Source organism: Flavobacterium sp. CSZ (genome assembly GCF_015350725.1).
In the GTDB taxonomy this organism is placed as follows: domain Bacteria; phylum Bacteroidota; class Bacteroidia; order Flavobacteriales; family Flavobacteriaceae; genus Flavobacterium.
Map to the genome: position 1 here is coordinate 15319 of NZ_JADKPQ010000024.1, position 20971 is coordinate 36289.

General features: G+C 33.9%; 10 protein-coding genes. 3 read left to right on the forward strand and 7 right to left on the reverse strand.

The window, feature by feature from the left end; all coding sequences use genetic code 11:
- The first annotated feature begins 273 nt into the window (after positions 1-273).
- Positions 274-1296 carry an LLM class flavin-dependent oxidoreductase gene (locus IRZ78_RS22415; RefSeq protein WP_194619106.1) on the forward strand — a complete coding sequence of 341 codons (1023 nt, stop codon included), beginning with the start codon at positions 274-276 and terminating at the stop codon, positions 1294-1296.
- 175 nt (positions 1297-1471) lie between these two features.
- On the opposite strand, the gene IRZ78_RS22420 is transcribed toward IRZ78_RS22415, so the two are convergent.
- Entirely contained in the window at positions 1472-4747 is a 3276-nt protein-coding gene (locus tag IRZ78_RS22420; RefSeq protein WP_194619108.1) for an AsmA family protein, read from the reverse strand.
- A gap of 419 nt (positions 4748-5166) precedes the next feature.
- On the opposite strand from IRZ78_RS22420, the gene IRZ78_RS22425 reads away from it, so the two are divergent.
- Together IRZ78_RS22425 and IRZ78_RS22430 are read left to right on the forward strand one after the other, a co-directional pair.
- Positions 5167-5886 (forward strand): hypothetical protein, encoded by a 720-nt coding sequence (locus tag IRZ78_RS22425; RefSeq protein ID WP_194619111.1) that lies wholly within the window; start codon positions 5167-5169, stop codon positions 5884-5886.
- A 118-nt stretch (positions 5887-6004) separates the two neighbouring features.
- Complete coding sequence (locus IRZ78_RS22430) at positions 6005-7756, forward strand: alkaline phosphatase D family protein (protein ID WP_194619113.1); 1752 nt, start codon at positions 6005-6007, stop codon at positions 7754-7756.
- 222 nt (positions 7757-7978) lie between these two features.
- Here IRZ78_RS22430 and IRZ78_RS22435 read toward each other — a convergent pair whose 3' ends face one another.
- From IRZ78_RS22435 to IRZ78_RS22460, 6 genes are all read right to left on the reverse strand, one after another.
- Entirely contained in the window at positions 7979-8905 is a 927-nt protein-coding gene (locus IRZ78_RS22435; RefSeq protein ID WP_194619115.1) for a glycoside hydrolase, read from the reverse strand.
- A 56-nt stretch (positions 8906-8961) separates the two neighbouring features.
- Positions 8962-10353: an endo-1,4-beta-xylanase gene (locus tag IRZ78_RS22440; protein ID WP_194619117.1), complete on the reverse strand. Its 1392-nt coding sequence runs from the start codon at positions 10351-10353 to the stop codon at positions 8962-8964.
- Positions 10354-10484: 131 nt separating this feature from the next.
- Positions 10485-11603 carry a hypothetical protein gene (locus IRZ78_RS22445; protein WP_194619119.1) on the reverse strand — a complete coding sequence of 373 codons (1119 nt, stop codon included), beginning with the start codon at positions 11601-11603 and terminating at the stop codon, positions 10485-10487.
- An 8-nt stretch (positions 11604-11611) separates the two neighbouring features.
- Positions 11612-13135, reverse strand: coding sequence for a RagB/SusD family nutrient uptake outer membrane protein (locus IRZ78_RS22450; RefSeq protein ID WP_194619121.1), 1524 nt, complete (start codon positions 13133-13135; stop codon positions 11612-11614).
- Positions 13136-13185: 50 nt separating this feature from the next.
- The gene (locus IRZ78_RS22455) at positions 13186-16290 is read right to left on the reverse strand and encodes a TonB-dependent receptor (protein ID WP_194619123.1); all 3105 of its coding nucleotides are present in this window, start codon (positions 16288-16290) and stop codon (positions 13186-13188) included.
- Positions 16291-16722: 432 nt separating this feature from the next.
- The gene (locus tag IRZ78_RS22460) at positions 16723-20877 is read right to left on the reverse strand and encodes a two-component regulator propeller domain-containing protein (RefSeq protein ID WP_194619126.1); all 4155 of its coding nucleotides are present in this window, start codon (positions 20875-20877) and stop codon (positions 16723-16725) included.
- Positions 20878-20971 lie beyond the last annotated feature (94 nt).

Below are 20971 nucleotides of genomic sequence, written 5' to 3' on the forward strand. Positions count from 1 at the left end.
GGGTATAATAAAATCTTTTTTCTGAAGTTAGATGTGTTTTTGTCTTAAAAAAATGACATTAGTTGAAAAATAACACAGTAAAAAAAGTAAAACCAAAATTATCAAAAGTGTAATATCATAGATCTGCCACTCAATTTTTGTAACAAGAAAAAATGGTTGCTGTAAAACATTTAATTCATATTATATCAATACAAATACTTTCTATGCAAAGCTTGCAGACTCGGTCAATAATGATGCGTATATTTGAGATTATGAATAATAACAATGCGATCTATGAAAAAAATAGGATTTTTATCGTTTGGACATTGGACCAATCATCCTTCATATCAAGCTCGTACTGCAGGTGATACACTTCTTCAATCTATTGATTTGGCCGTTGCGGCAGAGGAAATAGGTATAGATGGTGCTTATTTTCGAGTGCATCATTTTGCACAACAACTAGCATCGCCTTTCCCTTTACTTTCGGCAATTGGTGCTAAAACAAGTAAAATAGAGATTGGGACAGGGGTGATTGATATGCGATACGAGAACCCTTTGTATATGGTGGAAGATGCTGGTGCAGCAGACTTAATTTCAGGGGGACGTTTACAATTAGGTATCAGTAGGGGATCTCCCGAACAAGTCATTGACGGCTGGCGTGCTTTTGGTTATGAACCTCTGGCTGGTGAAACAGATGCTGATATGGGACGTAAAAAAGCTTTGGAATTTTTGGATAAGCTTAGTGGAGTCGGATTTGCTGAACCAAATCCTTACCCAATGTTCCCAAATCCACCGGGATTATTGCGCCTTGAGCCACATTCAGATGGATTGCGGGAGCGAATCTGGTGGGGTGCAGCATCTAATGCTACGGCTGTTTGGGCGGCCGAAAACGGTATGCACCTGCAAAGTTCTACTTTGAAGTATGACGAGAATGGGAAACCTTTTCATATACAACAGGCAGAACAGATAAGGTTGTATAAGGAAGCCTGGAAAAAAGCAGGACATCAGCATGAACCAAGAGTTTCAGTAAGCCGTTCGATTTTTGCGCTGGTCAACGATCAGGACAAATACTATTTTGGAAATCAGGGCAGAGGCGCAGATAGTTTTGGAAATATTGAAGCCGATAAACGCGCAATATTTGGAAAAAGTTATGCAGCTGAGCCGGAAAAACTCATCGCAGAACTGGCTCAGGACGAAGCTATTCAGGAAGCGGATACTTTGTTACTGACGATACCCAACACTTTGGGCGTTGACTACAATGTACATATACTTTCGTCTATTCTAAAGTATATTGCCCCAGAGTTGGGCTGGCGTTAATTTGCTGGAAATAAATACAAATAAAAAGCCCCCTTTTTGATTAAAGGGGCTTTTTGGCATCAGAATGATTTTTTTTTCGAAAAATAGTTTTTTCTGATAAAGTTCTAAATGCATTTTTAGAATATATCCTCTTTTTATTTTTTCAATTTATACTATTCAGAATTTACTACTGAGTTTATTTTATCGTATCTAAAATTTTTGAATTTGCAGGTGGTAGGTTTAAGGTGTCTTTTTGTCTAGATCTTCTAGGCTCTGGCGCTTGCAAGTTATTTAGTTCACTCTCTTCTGAAAAAGTAGTGTCTTCTTTAAATTTTCCGGTAGTAATTTTAAAATCATCTGCTGTACCTGTAATTTTCATAGGAACATTGATAAGTCCCATTGGTGGAAGACCTAATCGAAAACCAATATTTAATTTACCATCCATAGTAACCTGACCTTCAAGCTTACCTCTAAAAGTGGCCATTTTCATGGTTGTAGGCGTTATCGTCATTACGTTATTTTTAATGGTAGAGTGAATGGCAATTTTATTAAATGAAGCTTTTTCCAGATCAGCAGCATCGGCTTTTTTGGCTACATGATTTAAAAGTTTAAAGTTTTTAAATTTAATATCTTCCAGAGTCAGAGTTCCTTCTCCGTCTATAGATTTAAAATCAATATCCATATTTTGATCAATACTTCCCGCAAGCTGATAATCAAGAGATACTAAACCGTAGGCATCTTTGGCCATGCTCACCAATTCTGCAAAAATAGGAATCTCTGCATAGGCGCGTTGAATATCAAAATTACTGGCTTTAAAATTAGCATTGTATTTAGCCAATAATCGATGTTGGGCTTTATAGTCTCCTGTCATCGCTATTTTGGTACCAGCCATCTCAAAAGTGGCCTGAGTTACCTGAACTTTACGGTCGTTAATATCTAGGATTCCTGCAAAATCATTGATTTTATAAGTGTCGAATTGAAGGTGATTCACTTTTGCCGTAATTTTTAAATCTGCCGTTTTAGGAATTCTAATTACGTAATTTTTATTTTTAGTTGTAACATTTTCGGTGATAGCCTTTATTGCCGTAGAATCTGTTTTTTGTGCCATTTCTGCTTCAGCTTTACTGTCAGTATATTTGGCAATCATATCAAAAAACTCGTTTGCATTAATGTGATTGCTGGAAAGTTCAATCTCGGCTTTAAGCTTTTCATTAGTGTCACGCAGGTATTTACGATTAAACATATATCGTAAAAAATTATGGATATAGCCATTTAATACAACATCAGATTTGCCGTATGTGGCATTAAAATCCTCAAAACGCATTTTATCCTTAAAAAACTTAAATGTACCCTTAGAAATTTGAAACGTTTCCGGGAATAAAGCACTCTTGATTATAATGTTTTTAGCTTCGAGCTTTCCACCATTTTTTATGTTGTCATAATTTTTGGCATCTAAATCTTTTTTAGAACCTTTAGCGATAAGATTGGTCTGAATAATCCCTGAGACATTGACATCTTTGATCGGGAATATTTGAGTTAATTTACCAATATCCAAAGTTCCCTGGGTTTTGATATTATAAACTAAATCGTAAAGGTTAGTAACTTCTCCTTCTATTTTAAAAGGAGATCCTGCCAGAACAAATTCGACAGGTTGTAATTTTACATTCAAATCCTGTCCTGTACCTTTTTCGCTTGTAACAGTTGCGTTCAGGTTGATATTTTGTATTGGGATATTGGGGAATTTAAGTGATTTTAAATAGCCATTTTTAATAACTACAATGGTTTTAGAGGATGGATATTTTTTTTCTTTACGGTTTAAAACTCCGTGCATACTGACTTTTAAATTTAAATCTCCATTAACTTCCAGGCTGTCTAAAGGGTAAAATTTATGTACCTGGGCCAGATTAATTTTAGATTCTAATTCCGTATCTACTGTAAAGGGATATAATTTATGAAGCGCAAAATTTCCGCGAATAAAATTATCCAGAGCTTCAATATTTAAATTGGTTACTGTACCTGTAACGTTACGTAAAATGCTGTCTTTGGCCGTTAAGCTTAAATTGAGATTAATATTTTTTATAGCATCTTTTCTCTTTAGATCCTTTAGGTAGCCATTTTTTAAACTTGCATTTAACTGAAACTTAGGAATGCTTTTAATAATAGTATCTATTTTATTCAAACGGGGACTAAAACCCAAATCACGCAAAAATGTACCGTCGGCTTTTAGATCGATAGCAATGTCTCCACGAATATCAAGTTGGTTTAGGTTTAATGTTTCTTTAAATTTTGCTAAATCTAAATGGGATGAAATGGCGGTTTTAATTTTTAATTTTTTAAAGCCTTCTGAATGAAAATTAACGACCGTTTTTTTTTCATCCAGATTAAACGATAGGTTTTCTATATCAAATTTTAATTTATTAATATCTAAATCTTTAACCAAAGCTCTGGCATTGATATTAATCTCTTTTACAGGATTTTTAATTTTTTTATAAGCGATCGTACCGTTACTAATTTGTAAATCTGCAGAAACACTTGGTTTTTGCGATTGGTTTTGCATATACTTGCCGCGGGCTATAATTTTAAAATTGATATTCCCGGTAATAGCCATTTGTTCTTTCCACTTTTCATAAGAAGGAGGAACTATAGATAACATTTCTTCTAATGTAGAGTTTTTGGATTGCATGTGTAAATCAAAATCATACCCTCCTTTAATGAAAGCAAAATAGCCATTAAAAGAGAAAGGAAAGTTTTTGATGCGAATGTTATTGCGCTCAAACTTAAATTTAAGTTCTTTAGCATCCACATGAGTAATGATTTCGGCATTTATAGGTTTATTATGTACGTAATGAACGCCATCTGCACTAAAATCGAACGATTTTATTTTGATATGAGAGTTAAGATCAAAAATATCAGCGCTTAAATCTCCTTCTCCTTTATAATTAAGGTCTGTAATTTTAAAATCCAGAGGAGTACTTTTATCATTATAGGATATGTTTGTTTTATTAACGATAATACGTTTTATTTTAAATTCGGTGGTAGTAGTGTCTTTTGAAGTTTCGGACTGTTTTATAATATTAAAATTCGCATTTCCGCTTGAATCTATTTCAAAATTTAAATTTGCAGCGTCTAAATAAATAGCATCCAAAACAATTTTGCCTTTTAGTAAACTATAAAAATTAACTCCAACTGCTGCTGTTTTTGCCTTTACTACATTTGATGATGTAAACTGAACTTTTTTGTTATCGATACTAACATTTTTAGCATAAACAATTAAGGCAGGAAAGTGTTTAAAAACAGAAAGTCCAATTTCATCAAAAGATATTTTTGCATCGAGATTTTCGTTTGCAATACTTTCTATTTTATCTGTTATTTGATCTTTAAAAACATACGGAACAACCGTTAGGGTTATCAACAAAATTGCAAGTAGGGACACAATAAAAATTGTCGTAATTTTTAAAATCTTTTTAATCATTTTTTTATGGCGTTTATAAGGAATCAAAAATAGAGATATAATAAATAAGGAAGGATATGTAATAAGGCATAAAATTAGCAAAAAAAGACCATTTTAACCTGATTTGCTTAGATTTCTTCTTAACTCAGATAAATCGAAAAAGGCAATAATGCAATAAAAAGTTAATTATTACTTTGATAAAATAATTCGATTTATCAAGTTTCAAATTTAGTAGATTTGTAAGGTAACGCAGCAGCATTAGGATTAAGCTTTTTGATTTTTGATTTCGGAAATGTTTAGAATAAACACCTGAAGTCAAAAAAAGAATTATGTTAACAGAGAAATTCAAGGTTAACTTACTTAAAAAAGTTTTATGTTTTTATCTGCAGCAGGGATGCCTGATTTTAATTTTAATGATGTTTTATAACAATAACTAGTTGATGATTTATAACAAAGAAAATTTTCCTAAAATAATTTCAGAACGTAATTTAACTGCTACTATTTTTGTCTACATAATGTTCGGACTTTTGTTTCTTGCAATGCTTTGTTTATTAATAGCACTTCCGTTGAGTATTCAGCTGGAGCATAATAGTCCCATATCTACTGGCGAGATGATTTTCAACCTAATATATTTTCCCATACTTCTTTGGGTTTTTTGGGCTCTTTACAAGGATTACAAGCGTCAAAAACTTAAAAAAATCATCCATATTTCTATAGATCAGTACGGTATGCATCATCATCAGTACGATGGCATTGTTTACAGTCTTTTATACAAGCAGCTCGAAAGCAGCACAGAAGCTTATGTAAGTGATATCGATAGAAAAATCGGAACAAAATATTCTCCGGGATATATTTTCGGTTTTAAGCAAGGTAAACAAATTCCCATTTATTTTTCTAAAGCAGAGAATGGACTGACTTATATCCCAAAAAACAAATATCATCTAATTGGCCATTTTCTGCAGGGCGTAACTTTATTTTGTCCTCATATAAAAATTTCTCAGGCTGTGTATGCTGATTATTTTATCAATCCTGCCACTTTTGAATTCAATAAAAAGGCACAAATAATTACCTATATATTAGTTTTTATTTTACTTATGATCATCCTGATTGCAATCGATTTATTTACAAAATATGCTAAAGGCTTTTCGATATTGTTTTAAGTAAAGATCAATAACTTATTATAGTAAATGGATTGTTAATATTAATGTAAGGTAATTTTAAAAATGCCATAACCTCTGTTTTAATATTACATTGTTTTTTTGATGTAAAAATTTTTTTATGGAAAATAACAATGATTTAAGCAGAAGAAGGTTTCTTAGAAATTCTTTATTGGCCGCTGGAGGAATTTTTATCGCTCCACTTATCGAAAGCTGTAGTGACGATGATAAAACGGATAACAGTGGTGCGCCAGATGGAATGAAAAACGAAGGGTTTGAAACAGGTGTAGCCAGTTTTGACCCTACTGAAAAAGGAGTGATTATCTGGACAAGATATTCAGCAGGTTCAGATGCTGAAATTACCTGGGAGCTAAGTAAGGATGCCGCATTTTCTGAAGTAATACGAAAAGGGCAGGCCGGAGCATCTTCTGCGAATGATTTTACAATAGCGGTGGATCTTCAGAATATCCCTTCCAATACAAAGTATTATTACAGATTTTATAATGCCAAAACTAAACAAGTAAGTGTTACCGGAGAAACACGCACGCTGCCGTCTAAAACAGATAGTGTAAATGATGTAAAAATGGCTGTTGTTTCCTGTTCTAATTTTCCGGCTGGACTTTTCAATGTATATGGAGCAATTGCTTCTTCAGATGTTGATGTAGTGGTTCATCTTGGAGATTATATTTACGAATATGCACCGGGACAGTACGGAACAAATCCTTTTACCAACCCACTTGGCAGAGAACATAAACCCGCCAGGGAAATTACAAGCCTTAGCGATTACAGAGAGCGTTACAGACAATATAGAGGAGATAAACATCTTCAGCTTCTTCATCAGAAAAAACCTTTTATATGTGTTTGGGATGACCATGAGTTTGCTAACGATACCTATAAATCGGGTGCCGAAAACCATCAGCCTGCCGAAGGGGATTTTCAGATGAGAAAAATGGCAGCTTTCCAGGCCTACAGCGAATACATTCCGCTTAAAACAGGAAAAGATCTTAGAATTTACAGAAGCTTTAATTTTGGTACTATTCTTTCGCTCTATATGATGGATACCAGAGTTATAGCCAGAGATAAGCAGATGAGTTATGCTGATTATATTGATAATAGTGGTAATTTTGACCAGACAAAATTTAGAACAGATTTGTTAAGCACCAGCAGAAAATTAATTGGAAACGAGCAAATGACATGGCTGGGATCACAAATCAGTGCAGATACCGCTAAATGGAAAGTATTGGGCCAGCAGATCCTGATGACAAAAATGCTGATTCCTGCAGAGTTGTTGCTGCTTTTGAACCAGGTTCTAGCAGAAGTGGATCATTTTGGAAGTGCACAGCCGGCGACCATGCAGGCGCTTATTAGTGCAATCTCTGCACTTGTTGTTATTAAAATGAGACACAAACAAAATGACCCTTCTTTAACCGCTCAGGAAATTGCGAGAATTACGACAACCCTGCCCTATAATCTGGATGCCTGGGATGGTTATTTTGCAGAAAGAGAACAATTGTATGCGATGCTTTCCGGGAAGAATGTTGTGGTTTTAGCCGGAGATACTCATAATGCATGGATGGGTAAACTCACCGATATGCAGGGGAATTTTATAGGAACTGAAATAGCATGCAGTTCTGTTTCATCACCAGGATTGGAAGCTTATCTGGGAATTACCTCAGACCCTGCAAAAGCTGTAGAATTAGCACAGGCATTTACAGTACTCATAGATGATTTAGAATATGCAAATTTGTATAAACGAGGATATACATATCTTAAATTTACATCATCTGGTTCTGAAGCTGAATGGAGATTTGTAGATAGTGTAACAAGTGAAACGACCAATACTGTAACAGAAAAAAAATATACTATAGCATAGAAATCTCAATAAGCACTGCTTGAAGTTTTTTAAGAAGTGTCAAAAAAAATGAGTGAATTCAATCGGAACAGCAGTAATCGTGTTCCGATTTTTTTATACTGTACATTGTATTAATAATGTAATACAAATTCAGCTGAAGCATTTTTTGAATTTAGAATTTTCACTATTAAAATTGATCCATAAAAAAAGCCCTAATTTTCATTAGGACCTTTATAGTATAAATTAGATTGGTCTTTTGTAAACTGTTACATCATCTACCCACATCATTACAGTGGAAAACAAATTGATTTTATTAGGATCAATAAAATTGGAGTCTTTTGATCCCACATTTAGATTAAATATAATCGAATGCGGCCCGAAATTATTTAAGTTAAGATTTCCTGCACTACTATTGGTATATGTTGAAATGGTTACATTATCAACTTTTATAGTTACTGTTACGACATTGTCTTTCATTTTCCAGAAGGATTCATATAAATGCCATCCGCCATTTGCGTTTATATCAAAATTACCTGGATAGTTTCTCTCGGCAGAATTCCCTAGTTGGTTTGTTCCGCTAGAAGTTCCATAAAAAAGATTTGAAGCAAAGCGACTTGAATTAGGCGCAAAAGAATAACCTTCCATGATGTCAATTTCTCCTTTGGTTGGCCAGGCATTTTGCTGCACGGACCAGAAGGCAGGCCAGGCACCGTAAGTTTGTGTGAAAGACTTGTAATTTCCGCCATCCATCGCTACTAGTTTAATATTGGCAGAAAGCATATACTCTGTATTATTTTCAGGTTTATATTGATAATGAGAAGAAATGAATCCGGATTGATATTTGTACGTGCTCAATTTCGTAGTCTTGATTTCCAAACATTGTTTTCCATCTCTCCATTGCGTAGTTGGCACTGAGCTGGCATAGTCACAATACCACGAATTATAGTCTGCTCGCTGTTCTTTTGTCCATTGCGATAAACTTGAACCTACATCAAATGTATCTTCAAATTGTTTGACCCATGGCGCACTGGCTACTTTGCTTGTACTGGTTTTTGTACTCGCATTTGCAGATTGGTCTTTGGCTGCCGGGGTTACATCATCTGCGCAGGAAGCAAATCCTAAACCTAATACACATGTCACTGTTAACGCTAATAAATTTAATTTTTTCATAATTTATTTTTTTGGTTTATCAATAGTTGAAGTAAAGTAGTATAGTTTTAAAAAATTTAATCTAAACCTTCCAGAAATCCTGTATGCGAACTTTTAATGGCAAAATTGGAGTCGTACAATAAAGGCCAGTCATCTCCCGGGTGGTTAAGTTCTGTACTAAACGGAATCCAGGATTCATTATCTTTCATTCCCCAAACCGTTAAGGCATATTTGCTTGCTGCAGGAAGCCCATTGTAGATTTTTACGATCTCTTTGTATTTTTCTTTTTGAGCCAGTCTTCTTTCGTTGGTAAAAGCCGTAATGTCATTCGACTGATTTACCTGTATGTCTAGTTCCGAAACATGAATTTTCAGCCCTTTTGCTACAGCTCTGTTAAGATCGGTTTCTATTTGTGCTTTTGTTGGGCTTAAATAGGTGTTATGCATTTGAAAACCAACACCATCAATAAGATTATTTGCTTTTAAATCATCGACAATACTAAAAACTTTGTCTTGTTTTGGAATATTAGTTGAGGTTGCATAATCATTATAAAACAACAATAATTTGGTATCCCCTGCTGCAATAGCTGCATTTTTAGCCCACTGAAAACAATCTTTTACATAATTGGCTCCCATTCGCTGAAGAAAAATAGTATTTCTCATGGCACCGCCGTTGTCATCTACGGCTTCATTAACAACATCCCAGGATTTTACCTTTCCTGCATAATGAGTCACAACATCTGTAATGTATTTTTTAACCTCTGCTGCAAATTCGGCGTCAGTTCCGGAATAATTCTTTAGCCACGTTGGTACTGAATTATGCCATACCAAAGCATGACCGTGAACATTGATATTATTTGTATTTCCGTAAGCCACAATTTTATCGGCTACAGTCCAGTTGTAAACACCGCTTGCTGTGGAAATCTGGTCCATTTTCATCTCATATTCGGCAGAAATACTGCTGAATTCATTTTTCAAAATAACATCATAAGGACTTCCGTTGGTTAATTGCGAGGCTTTTATCGCCATACCTATAAAAAACGGATTAGCGAGTTTGTTTGCTTTTACTTTTAAAAATGTAGGATCTTCAGGAATGTTGCTAGATCCTGTAGTTACAACGCTGATAACATTCGAATATCCTGAAATTTCAGTTTCTGTTTTGGCTCTAACCCTGTAATAATACTGAGTCCCACCTGTTAAGCCCACTACAACTTCGTTTAGATCTGTAACAGGTTTTGCATTATAATTGGGAACAAAAGTGGTAAAATTTTCGTTTGTCGAAACATCCAAAAGATAGCTTTTAGAATTTGAAACATAATTCCATTTGGCTTTAAAACCATGATCGTTTACCTCTTTTGGTGCGTTTGCAACTGGCGTTTCTAAACCAGCAACAGCTTGGTTGTCGTCTTTAGAGCAGGCATTTAGAAAAAAGAAAAAGCTGGCCAGCACTAGTAAAAATTTAATTTTCATACTGTTTTTTTATTTTAGAATATCCTTATTGTTAAGGTGAATATTCTTGTTTTATATTTTCTGTTTTATAAAGAGGCTGTTTTTTTGATTACAACCTCTTTTTTGCTGAGAGCTTAAAATGCAATCATTAATTATTTGTAACGAACCTTAATGTTATCGTATTTTATTACACTTGGATTGGGTGTATCTGATTGAACTATTCCTACTTTGATTTCATTAACTTTAGAAGCGTCCAACGTAGTGGCAGGATCTCCAAATCCATAATTATCTTTAAAATCAGCCAATTTTATGGTCTTGGTAGTCCAGTTAATATCGGTTATTTTAAAATTATAGCCATAGTTTTTATTATCAATCGTATTTAATTGAATGGCAAATTGAGCGCCTACAACATTGGCACTTACGTCAATATCTATAAATGTTTTTGTTGCATCATTATTCGAGGCGCTTAGGAAATTAGCTCCACCGCCTGCACTACTTCCGTTATAGCCATTGGCTGTTGAACCAGCCCAGACAAGTGTTGCATAATTACCTGTTGGGCCATCTGCAGTATTTGCGTTAAAACTATCTTTATCTCCATAAGCATCCCAATTGGTTCTTGTACCATTTCCATCAAAATCAGACACAATAACAATAACTTCCGGAGTAACAGGAGGTAGAAGCTGTATTACTTTTTTTGCAATACCTCCCGGTGTAGTAAGTACAAACTCTGAACCAAAAACTGCATCTGCAGGCACACCAATAATAATTGCAGAAGATGATTTTAGAGTATAACTCACTTTTTTTCCTGCCAAGGTTACCGATGAAATATTATAAAACCACGTTCCTTGAATTTCCAGCGGAAATCCCGGAGTTGCTACAGCAGGATCTGTTTTTGTAAGGGTAGGAACGGGCTGTAAAATCTCAATGTTTTTAGTTACTGAACCAGTTGCTGTTTCAAATGTAATGGGCTGTACACCAAATCTGCTGCCTAGTTTATCATCAAAAGGAATAGTGAAAATAAATGATTTATCTGAATTGTAGTTTGCATTGAAACTGATATTAATTTTATTATCCAGTGTAATCTTTTTTAATCCCTCTAAACCCTGACCTTCGACTCTGACTTTGTTTGATGGAAAGGCCTGATTGAGTAAATCTCCTGGTTCTGCAACCATTGCATCTACATTTGAAGTCACTGCATCATCATTTTGGCAAGCTGTAAAAGAAGCTAGTGCGAAAAGAATTAGAACTCTATATTTTATTTTATTGATCATAGTATAAGTTAATTAAAGTTAAAAGGAACCGGAGGCTCTAATAATGATGGATTAGTATCAATAGCAGACTGCGGTAATGGCAGTTCGAAATAATTACTTCCCGGAGTTATTTTTATAGAAACCAATTCGGTTCTGTCATCATCTGAATAAAAACCAACTTGCTGCTGCGAAATAACTGCTGTTGCCTGGGCAAGGCCACGACGTTTTAAATCGAAGAAATATTGTCCTTCAAGAGCAAACTCCACTCTTCTTTCATTAAATAAATCATTTCTTGTAAGGATCATTTTTGGAGGTAATCCGGCCCTTGATCTTACTTCATTAAAAGTACTTAAAGCAGCTGCAGAAGTTGTAGAGGGTGCTCCGGCCAAAATAGCCTCAGAATTCATTAGTAAAACATCAGAATATCGCAGTATAATCGTATTTTGTGACGTTCTCATAAAAAACACATCATTTCTTTCTGCTGCAGAACCTACAATGTATTTTCTGAAATTAGCTGCTGTCGAAGAGTATATTTTTTTATAAAGAAACCCCCCCTGACTTTTTAATAATTCAGGATAATAGTCGCCATCTGTCATAATAGTACTCTTTTTTCTGGTATCATTTGGCTCAAAGCTACCTTGCAATGAGATAGAAGGAAGGTAAACTCCCCATCCGTCACCACCGCCAGTAATTCCTGTGCCTCCGGGAACTATATACGCCTGATTGGTATTTTGCGTTCCCCATTCAGTAGCAATAGCTTTCCATTGCAGGGCAAACATGCTCTCGTTACTATTATTATTCTCCGGACTGCTAAATAAGTTTCCGTAATCCTGAATTAAAACATATTGGTTTCCAATAATTTTCTGGGTTAAAGCGGCACATTCTGCATATTCATTCAAAGTCAAATGCACTTTTGCAAGAATACCCATGGCAGTGAATTTGGTAACATATCCTTTTTTTACGGATCTTTCAGGTAAATTTTCGACAGCATATTCTAAATCTTGTTTGATGAATTTATAAACATCTGCAATAAGATTTCTTTTTGGCTGTGGGGCAGAACCTGCTTTGCTAATTATAGGAACAGCACCAAAAGTTCTTACCAGATAGAAATAAGCATTGGCTCTCATAAATCGTGATATTGCAATAGCATTTTTATACGATGCTTCAGGCAATTCACTTTTTCTGTCTTCGACTAAACTCATTAAATTATTCGACTGATCGATAACCGAAAACAACGAAACATATCCTTCTGTAAGGATCGGGTTTTGCGAGGTTACCTGAGCATCTTTAAATTGTGAATAAGCACCATCAAATGTAAAGGCGTTGCCCGCGTACATATCCCCAACTGCAATAAGGAATTTATCATTAAAGGTAAACCAGGGTTTAAAATACAAACTCTCAGCGATTCCGTCAAAAGCCGTGACTCCTTCAGGTAAATCAGCTGGTGTTAATTGATTCTCAGATGGCGCATCCAAAAAATCATCTGAACAGGAAAATAAAGACAGCAATGGTATGAGCATTCCCATCATAAAAAGTTTAAAAAGTTTTTTCATAACTATTTTTTTATGTTAACGATTAAGTCAAATGTGTTTTATTATCAATTTTAGAATTCCAGATTCAATCCCAAAGAAGTGGTTCTTGGCACAGGATAACGTCCTAAATCAATACCGCTTAAGGTTATGTTTTGGTCTAAATTTCCCAGCGCAGGATCGAAACCTGAATATTTTGTAAAAGTGTACAGGTTCTGAACATTCACATACAATCTTACTTTAGATATAAAAGAATTTTCGAATATTTTGTTTGGTAAATCATAGCTTAAAGAAACATTCTGAATTCTTAAATAAGAACCATCTTCAACAAATCTATTGGAGATTCTTCCGTTACCATTTGGGTCATTAAGGGTAATTCTTGGTACAGTTGTATTTTCGTTTACTCCGGCTTCAAAAGCATTTGATACTTCGGTACTAACATTTCCAAATCGGTCTCCAAATCCAGGATAAATACCATCAGTATAATGACGTGTAAAATTGTAAATCTGGTTGCCCTGACTTCCTGTTAAGACTACAGATAAAGTAAGGTTTTTGTATTTGAAGTTATTTGTAAAGGCATACGTAAAATCAGGAATTGCATCTCCTATGGCAGTCTGATCTTTAGCATCAATTTTGCCATCGCCGTTAAGATCTTTAAAACGAATATCTCCAATTCCTGTTCCTGTTTCCTGAATAGGTCCTGTTGCTAATTCAGCTGCATTTTTAAATAATCCGTCAGTCACATATCCATAAAATTGTCCAACCGGTTGTCCTTCGGTTGTTCTGGTAACGTTGTATAAATCAAATTGAACTTTTCCCAGTAAAGATTTTCCTTCGCCTTGAAATCTGGTAAGTTCATTATTATATTTTGAAAAAATAATGGTACTATCCCAGGTGAAATTTTCCGTTACGATATTTCTTGTATTTAAGGTAAGTTCGATTCCTTTTGTGACAATTTCACCTGTATTGAGGTAATAATTAAGTGCACTTTGATTCGATTCATCATTGATTTGTTTGGTAAGGAAATCAGATGAATTTTTGATATAATAATCGAAATCTAATTTTACTCTGTTATTCACCATAGCTATTTCAAAACCAGCATTGAAAGATTTTAGTGATTCCCATTTTATATCCGGATTTCCTAAGTTATCTATAGTTGGAGATACGCCTCCAAAAGGAGATGAAAGCAACGACAGAATAGTTTGATATCTGTTTGCCGGAATATTTTGATTTCCTACAAGACCGTAACCGGCTCTAAATTTCAGATAATTTATGTTCTTTGTTAAAGGCTCAAAGAATCTTTCATTACTAACGGTCCAGCCTCCTGAAAATGATGGAAAATAACCCCATTTATTATTGGGTCCAAAGTTGGATGAAGCATCTGCTCTTAAAGAAGCTGAGAAAGAATATCGATCAGAAAAACTATAATTTAATCTTGTTATATAAGATGCCATAGACCATCTGCCAGAACCATTTCCGTTAAGGGCAGTATCAATATCACCAATATTTAAGTTCGTGAAATCTTTACTCAAAAACTCACCCGTTCTGTAACCGCTTAGGTATTCATATCGGCTTTCCTGCGCTTCCTGACCTAATAAAAAAGTAAAGTTGTGTTTCTCGTTTATCGTTTTATTATACGTCAGATAGTTTTTAATGTTCCAATAATAACTTTGATCTTGTTGTTTGAATGACTTGTTTAAAAGTTCAGATACGTTTCCTAAGGTGTATTTAGGTACAAAAGTGCTGCTTTTTGCAAAATTCAGATCGTATCCTAATTCAGATCTGAAAACCAATCCTTTGATGATCGTAAAATCAGCAAATAAATTACCATTAATTTTAAATCTTTCTGTAGTGGAATTATTGTATTCAGCCAAAGCAATTGGATTTGTAGCTTCATTTGCAGAAGATCCCAAACCGCTTGTTGGTCCTGCATAAGAACCATCGGGAGTTCTAACTGGTAATTCAGGAGATTGTCTTAAAGCATTCATTACTAAACCACCTCTGTCGTCGTTTCTCACTACTTGCTGAGATGATTTACTTACAGATAGGTTGTTACCAATTTTTAGCCATGATTTAACATTAGAATCTACATTTAATCGCATTGATAATCTGTTGAAATTGGAGTTGGAAACAATTCCTTCCTGATCAAAATAATTCAATGAGGTATAGTAACGTGTTCCGTCTTTTTCGCCAGAGAACGACAATTGATGGTTGTACAATGTAGCGGTTCTAAAAAGTTCATCCTGCCAGTTTGTTCCCTTGCCTAATAAATCCGGTTTTTGATATTGAAAAGGAACAGGTTCACCATTTAGTTTGAAAATTTTCGCCTGATATTTAGCATATTCAGGTAAGTTTAAAACATCAACAGTATTAGTTATTTGCTGAGTAGCCAAATAGGTTTCATAAGTAAATTTTGATTTTCCTTTTTTTCCTTTTTTAGTGGTAATCAAAACAACACCGTTTGCACCATTCGCACCATATATGGCTGTTGCCGATGCATCTTTTAAGATATCAATAGTTTCGATATCCGAAATGTTGATACCCGATAAAGCGGAGTTTTTAGTTTGTCCGTTTCCTCCGCCCAATGCGCTGAACGAAAATGTCTCGTTGTTTTTATCTGCAAAAACTGGTGTTCCGTCAATAACATATAATGGTTCATTACCATTAATAGAAGTAATTCCTCGAATTTGAACAGAAATTCCTCCTCCGGGAGTTCCTGAATTTTGAGTAACATTTACACCCGCAGCTTTACCTACAAGTGCCTGATCGATAGAAGTAAAGGGTTTGTCCTGAATCTCAGAAGCCTTAATAGAGGAAACGGCACCATTGATATCTTTTCTTTTTGAAGTTCCGTATCCAATAACCACAACTTCATTTAATTTCTCGAGATCGTTTACCATAACCACCTGCATCACAGATTTAGTATCTGCCGGCAATGATAAATTTTTATATCCTACATAACTAAAAAGCAACAGCGCTTTTGGTTCTACATTATTTAAAACAAAACTACCGTCAAAATCGGTAACTGTTGCGTTTTTTGTTCCTTGTACTATTATACTAACACCCGGTAGGCTGGTTCCGCCTGATGTTACTTTACCTTTAATAGTTTGAGCAAAGAAAAAATTTCCCCACATGCATACTATTAAACACAATAGTTTTTTTAACATTCTTTTCTGCATAAAATTTGGTTTAGAGTTTAAGTTAAATAATTAGTTAGAAAACATTTAATGGAAAGGTCTTTTGCAAGGGCATCATTTAGAAAAATGACGGCGGAACTTTTTCTTAAATATTTCTTAACGAAAGTAGAATCTAGAGGTGTGCTATTGTAGAATAGATGAAGCATATTGTGCAACAGATGATGCAAAAAAAACATCAGACACCCTATTACGGCTCGAAAAGAGCCTAAAACCATAAAAATAGCTACTGAGATATTGCTAAAATTTTTAGCTAAAAAATATTGTTTGTTTAAAAAAAGAGATAATTTTTTTGATATATGGATTTTTATTTGGTTTTAAATCCATTCTTTTTTGAGAAAATTGCCTGACAAAAAAAGAGCCCGACTATACAATCGAAGCTCTTTTTAATGGCATTATTATATTGGAACAATTACTTTATTCTTTTGGTCTTTTTTCCTGTGTAGGCAAATGTCCGTATTTGATTTTATAACATTTTGCAAAATAGGAGGGAGAAGTAAAACCTACTTTATAGCTAATTTCATTAATATTACTATTTCCTTTCTCGATTAGTTGTTTGGCTTTTTCTAATCGTACATTTCTAATAAACTCATTGACCGAAACTCCTGTTAAAGTTTTTATTTTTCGATACAACTGACTTCTGCTCAAATAGATTTTAGAAGATAAAAGTTCGACAGTCAATTCAGGTTCGCTGATGTTTTCATTAATAAAATGCAGGATTTTTTGAATGAATTCATTATCCAGCGAAGTTGTTTTTTCTTTACCGTCTTTGGTGATTCCGCTGTAGAATTTCTTGAACATGATTTGTCTGCTTGTAATAAGCTGTGCCAGACTTGATTTTAAAATGTCTAACTCAAATGGTTTACTCAAATACATATCAGCGCCGGAATCAATTCCTTCCAGTCGGTCTTTTACCATTGCTTTTGCCGAGAGCATTAACAAAGGAATATGACTCGTTTTTAAATCGCCTTTTATGTTTTTACACAATTGCAGCCCATCCATAACCGGCATAATAACATCTGTAATAATTAAATCCGGCAATTTCTCAACCGCAATTTCATAGCCTTTCTGACCATTTTCGGCCACAATAACCTTGTATAATTTGTTTAGTTCATTTTTGAGATAATTTCTTAATTCAGGATTATCTTCCACAATTAAAACAGTATATGGTTTTGCAGTTTCGAAAACATTATCTTCGATGTTTTCATTGGTAAACTCATCATCCTCAGATGGATCATTAGCGGATTGAGACAGAAATTTATTTTTATTTTTTTCTATTTTAAAAACCTCGTCGACTACTTCATTTTTCTTATAAAAAGATTTACCCAAAGGAAAAGTTACCGTAAATTTTGTGCCTTGTCCAACTTCACTTTCAACATCAATTTTACCTTTATGTAGTTCGATAAATTCTTTTACGACCTCCAGACCAATTCCGGTGCTGCCGTAGTAATCTTTATTTACATTATTGACCTGATAGAATCGGTCAAAGATTCGGTTGAGGTCTTTTTTGCGAATTCCTGAACCCGTATCTGTAATGGTTATCGAAAAAGAAGGAACTTCAATGCCCTTAATTAGCAGCGCATTATCGGCATCTGATTTATTAATAGAAACGGTAATAGCACCGTTATCCGGAGTAAATTTAAATGCATTTGAAATAATATTAAACAGTATTTTTTCCAGCATTTTAGGATCTAGCCAGTCTTCAAGCTCTTCAAATTCAGATTCAAAATTAATGGTGATATTTCGCGCAGCAGCTTCTTCATCAAAATAACCGATGATTCCTTGCGTAAAAGCTACGACTTCTATTTTTTTGGCCTGAAGGAAAATTTTATTAAACTCTAATTTATTAAAATCCATAAGCTCGTTGATTAGTCTGGAAAGCCTGTCGGAACTTTTGTGTACGATTTTTAATTTATTACGTATTTCCGGAGATACATTTTTACTTTTTAAAATATCTTCCAGCGGATTAATAATGAGTGTTAATGGCGTTCTGAATTCATGCGAAATATTAGTAAAGAATTGTAATTTCTTATTGTTTAATTTCTCTGACTGAATGTTTTTTTCTTTTTCTAAAATTATTGCTTGTTTGGCTTTAAAACGATTTTGATAAATTTTATTCAGGTATATCATCAGGAAAACTAAAATAGAAGTGTATAATAAATAAGCCCAAAAGGTTTTCCACCACGGAGGAAGGATTTTTATTTTTAATTCTAATGGAGTATTGCTCCAGGAACCATCTGCATTTGCCGATTTTACTTTAAAAACATAATCGCCCGGCGCCAGATTGGTATAAGTTGCCGTTCTGTTATTACTCACATAATTCCACTCTTTTTCAAAGCCTTGTAAATAATAGGCATATTGGTTTTTTTTAGAATAATTATAATTAATTCCCACATATTCAATCGTAAAAACCGATTGTGTGTAGTTGAGAATAATTTCTTTAGTTTGGGAAATTACTTTGCTTAAGGGCGAGGAATCTTCATTTGGTTTTACAGATTTATTGAACAATTTGAAATCGCTGAAATACAATTTTGGCGCTTTTTCTGTTTTTTTGATCTCGTTAGGATTAAAATAATTTACTCCTTCATAACTGCCAAAATACAACTCTCCATTTCCATCTTTAAAAACCGCATTATTATTAAAATCGTTATCAACAAGACCATCATCTTTAGTAAAATTGGTACTTTTTTTATTTTTGAAATCAAGTTTTGTTAAACCTGAACCACCGCTTATCCATAAAGATCCGTTGTTGTCAGAAATTATAGCGCGAACAGATTTTTCTTTAAAACCCGCAAAGTTATTATAGTTCGAAAATGTCTTGTCTTTTTTATTATAATTGAACAATCCTTCGCCATCTGTTCCTATCCATATCGTTTTATCGTTAGACTCATAAATCGATAAAATAGTCTGAATGCTGTTGTACTTCGTTTTGTCTTTGAACATGGCATCACGCATATTGGTCACTTTAAAATCAGAATCGTTTTTTAAACTTACCTGATACAAGCCTAAAATTGTTCCTACCCACAAAACATTATCAGAGTCTACAAAAACTTTACGAATAAAAGCGTTGTCTAAAGCGTTTTCTGTAAATGATTTTGATTCACAATGAATAAATGTATTGTTCTTATTATCATAATAATGCAATCCTTTTATAAAAGTTCCAATCCAGATTCGGCCTTTTGAATCTTCTGAAAAACTAAAAACACGATTCGATTTTAATCCCGAAGTATTTGCTGTATTGTAGTTTATGAATCGGGTAGTGCCATTTTTCAAAAAGTAGATACCGCGATCCCAGCTTCCTATCCAGATATTTTGTTTACTGTCTATAAATATGGACTGAATATCAACAGCATCCAAACCGGAATAGTAGCTTTGATTGTTTTTGTTGACATGAATGTAGCTTTTGTTGTTAAGATTATAAATATCGAGACCTCCGCCTTCATTACTGATTAACAGATTTCCTTTTTTATCTTTTATAATCGAAGTGACATAACTGGTTTGAAGTGAATTATCGTTGTTTACTTGCGATTCAAGAGAATTGAATTTGTTATTGGGTTTGTCAAATACCCCAAGTCCTTTATTAAAATAGCCCAACCAAAGTCGCTTTTCTTTATCCTCGTATAAAGACCAAACCGAATTAGATTTTAAACTAAAGTCATTATACTTACTATGCAAATATTTTTGGAGTACTTGCCCTTTATAATTTACGACCAATAATCCGTCATTTTCGGTACCGCAAATGATATAGTCGTGACTGCTTTCTAGAATTGATAAGATTTTGTTTTTGGTAATAGCATAATTTTCAAATTGATAATTATCTGTTTCTGGTTTAATTTTTATCAGACCGCTTTCAGTGGTTCCCAGCCATATATATCCGTATTTATCTATAACAAGATTTTCGATATCATCTAATAAGGGTTCTCTTTTAAATTTGTCTTTATAAACCTGCTTGAGTTTTCCGTTTAAATCAAGTTCTAAAAGTCCATAACTCGTTCCCAGATAAATAATACCCCGTTTATTTTTTACCGAAGATTTTATTAGAAAATTAAATTTGTCCAACACCTTTGAGGGAATCAGAGTAGTTTTTAAGGTTTTTTTATTGAGTTTGAATAATCCAAAACCATAAGTCCCCAGAATTAAATTACCATTATTATCCTCTATAATTGTCTTTACAGTAATAGGCTCGTCATAACCTTTTCTAATTACATCTTCAATATTGATTTTAGTAAAATTATCTAAATCCCTGTTGTACAAACATAAACCGTCATCGGTACCCACCCATAAGTTATTATCAGAATCAATAAAGGTTGCATAAATAAAGTTACTGTTTAGTGAGCCGGGCTTTTTATTGTATTCATATCCAAAATAATTTACTCCATCATATCGATACAAACCTGTGCCGTTTGTACCTATCCAAATAAATCCATTTTTATCCTGAATAATTGAAGAAATGGCTCTTTTTGAAGTAGTTTCCTGTATGCTTCTAAATTGGTAATTGTCAAATTTATCCTGAGCAAACAGGCAATTTAAACCTGTAAAAAAGCATACAAGAATATATTTAATATTTTTCATTTACATTTTGATGTTATTATTTATCAACTCTGATTGAAAATAAAATGCGCAATTGATTCTTTTTTATAAGCTAATTAAGAGTTGAAATGTGCCC

What these genes read in the sequence shown, in the direction of transcription:
- IRZ78_RS22415 (WP_194619106.1), top strand. Translation starts at nt 274, where the DNA reads ATGAAAAAAATAGGATTTTTATCGTTTGGACATTGGACCAATCATCCT.
- IRZ78_RS22420 (WP_194619108.1), bottom strand. Translation starts at nt 4,747, where the DNA reads ATGATTAAAAAGATTTTAAAAATTACGACAATTTTTATTGTGTCCCTA.
- IRZ78_RS22425 (WP_194619111.1), top strand. Translation starts at nt 5,167, where the DNA reads ATGATTTATAACAAAGAAAATTTTCCTAAAATAATTTCAGAACGTAAT.
- IRZ78_RS22430 (WP_194619113.1), top strand. Translation starts at nt 6,005, where the DNA reads ATGGAAAATAACAATGATTTAAGCAGAAGAAGGTTTCTTAGAAATTCT.
- IRZ78_RS22435 (WP_194619115.1), bottom strand. Translation starts at nt 8,905, where the DNA reads ATGAAAAAATTAAATTTATTAGCGTTAACAGTGACATGTGTATTAGGT.
- IRZ78_RS22440 (WP_194619117.1), bottom strand. Translation starts at nt 10,353, where the DNA reads ATGAAAATTAAATTTTTACTAGTGCTGGCCAGCTTTTTCTTTTTTCTA.
- IRZ78_RS22445 (WP_194619119.1), bottom strand. Translation starts at nt 11,603, where the DNA reads ATGATCAATAAAATAAAATATAGAGTTCTAATTCTTTTCGCACTAGCT.
- IRZ78_RS22450 (WP_194619121.1), bottom strand. Translation starts at nt 13,135, where the DNA reads ATGAAAAAACTTTTTAAACTTTTTATGATGGGAATGCTCATACCATTG.
- IRZ78_RS22455 (WP_194619123.1), bottom strand. Translation starts at nt 16,290, where the DNA reads ATGCAGAAAAGAATGTTAAAAAAACTATTGTGTTTAATAGTATGCATG.
- IRZ78_RS22460 (WP_194619126.1), bottom strand. Translation starts at nt 20,877, where the DNA reads ATGAAAAATATTAAATATATTCTTGTATGCTTTTTTACAGGTTTAAAT.